Genomic DNA, 1,764 nt, shown 5'->3' with positions numbered 1-1,764 from the left:
CGTCGCCGCGCGCGAACCCGTGTCGCCCACACAGCTGTGGCCCGGCGGCGGTGAGCGGGACGAACGTCTCGACGCCACACACCGCACAGACGCCGACTCGCTCGTCGGGCGCGGGGAGCTCCCCTTCGGTCACGCCCATCGCGACCCGTCGGAGGTGTTTACACCGCGACCCGCGGATCTCGTGGTCCGGACACGAACACGTCCCGGTGTCGAGCCCGACGACGTACGTCCCACCGGCCGTATCCACGAGGTAGCGCCGGTCCCGAAGCGGATACACGGTCATCGGCTCGCGTCGTGCCCTCGCGGACCGGTCCTCCCGGTTACCACCCGTCCAGACGTCGTCGGTGGCGCCGCTGTCGCCGCCCGTGGCGTTCCCTCCCGACCCGTCCGTCCGGACCCGACCTCGTTCGGCCGGGGGGTGTGCGTCCGTTCGTGTCATACACTCGCGTGGATCACGCGTCACTCGCGGGCAGACACGTCAACCGCTTAAACTCTCGGGCGTGATCGACGTACCTGCCGATCCGGACTCCCGACGCCGAACCCCGTGCCGATGGCGTCCTTGCCGGTCGAAGCGCGTGCCATCGAAGTCCTTTTTTAGTGCCGCCGGGTAGCCGCGTGTATGGAAATCGATGCGGAGCTCCGTCGACAGATCGTCGTCTCCCTTCTCGCGGCGGCGGTCTTCCTCGCCGGGCTGGTCGCCATCGGCGTCACCTTCGACGGCTCCACGCTGCCGGAGGACGGCGCGGTCGCGCTGGTCGGGCTCCTCACCGGGTTCGTGTTGTTGATGGCACTCGTCGGCCTCTATCTCATGCGCAACGAGGACGCCGAGGCGTAGCCCGTCGAATCTCGACTGTTCCGCCGGTTAGCTGTTTTCGCTCCTCCCGGCCGGTTCGCCACCGGCCGGTCCGCGGCCGTCAGTTCGCGGTCGGATCCGGTTCCTCGCCGCTCGCTCGCTCGCCGCTCACCCGCTCGCTGCGTGACTCCCCGCCGCTCGGTTCGTCTTCATCGGTGTCGTCACCGTCGCCGTCCCCGATCCCGTGTTCGTCCCGCCAGTCGACCACCTCGTCGGCCTCCTCGACCCGGGTCTCGTAGTACGACAGCGGGTCGGGGGCGACGCGCATGTGGTCGTCCTCGTTGTGACAGATCCCGTAGTTCGCGAGCGTCTCGCACGTCGGCGGGGGGTACTGCGTGCCGCGGTCGTCCCGCAGGTACTCCGTCTGGTACCGGATCCCCTCCGCGTCCAGGCTGGTGTCCGCACAGAACGCGACCACCTCGTCCGGCGTCATCCCGATCCCGACGAGAAACGCCATCAGGGCGAACGACTCCGGGGCGGTGAGCGTCACGTCGCGCTCCGCTTTCTCGATCAGGTTCGTCATACACGGCGGGAACAGCGCCGGTGCGACGACGTCGATCGGGCCCGTGTACGTCCGCTCCGAGAGCAGCCGTTTGAGCTCGGCCACACGCGACTCTAAGTCGGCGGCGATCCCCTCGTCGGCGTCCAGCTCGAACGGGAGCCCCTCGCGGACGCGGGCCTCGATGGCCGTCCCGAGTACCTCCAACAGCTCCTCCCGGGAGACGCGAACCGCGCCGTCGGCGAGCGCACGGTTGACGAGCCGCCACGACGCTCCCCACGACGGGGACGTGAACCGGAGGTACGGCCCGACGGCGACCCAGTAGTGGCTCGGATCCCGACTGCCGCGGGCGGGCTCGGCGCGCACGTCGTCCCCGAGGCCGAACTCGTCGAGTGCGTCGTCGAGGCCAGAT

The 1,764-nt window shown here is 69.7% G+C and carries 2 protein-coding genes and 1 pseudogene; 1 reads left to right on the top strand and 2 read right to left on the bottom strand.

Going from position 1 to position 1,764, the window contains the following annotated elements:
• The coding region (locus tag ACFQEU_RS15435) for an SWIM zinc finger family protein (RefSeq protein WP_379783599.1) at window positions 1-439 on the bottom strand (439 nt) is incomplete at its 3' end.
• Between the two features lie 180 nt (window positions 440-619).
• Here ACFQEU_RS15435 and ACFQEU_RS15430 point away from each other — a divergent pair.
• On the top strand, window positions 620-835 hold the full coding sequence (locus ACFQEU_RS15430) for a DUF7472 family protein (protein WP_379783597.1): 216 nt from the start codon (window positions 620-622) through the stop codon (window positions 833-835).
• Between the two features lie 79 nt (window positions 836-914).
• Here the strand turns inward: ACFQEU_RS15430 and ACFQEU_RS15425 are convergent.
• Window positions 915-1,764 (bottom strand): annotated as a pseudogene (locus tag ACFQEU_RS15425) (DNA primase); the annotation flags it as partial.

Source organism: Halorubrum tibetense (assembly GCF_042661865.1).
Taxonomy (GTDB): domain Archaea; phylum Halobacteriota; class Halobacteria; order Halobacteriales; family Haloferacaceae; genus Halorubrum; species Halorubrum tibetense.
Note: the sequence above shows the minus strand (reverse complement) of the source record. Positions and strands in the feature narration are given on the sequence as shown.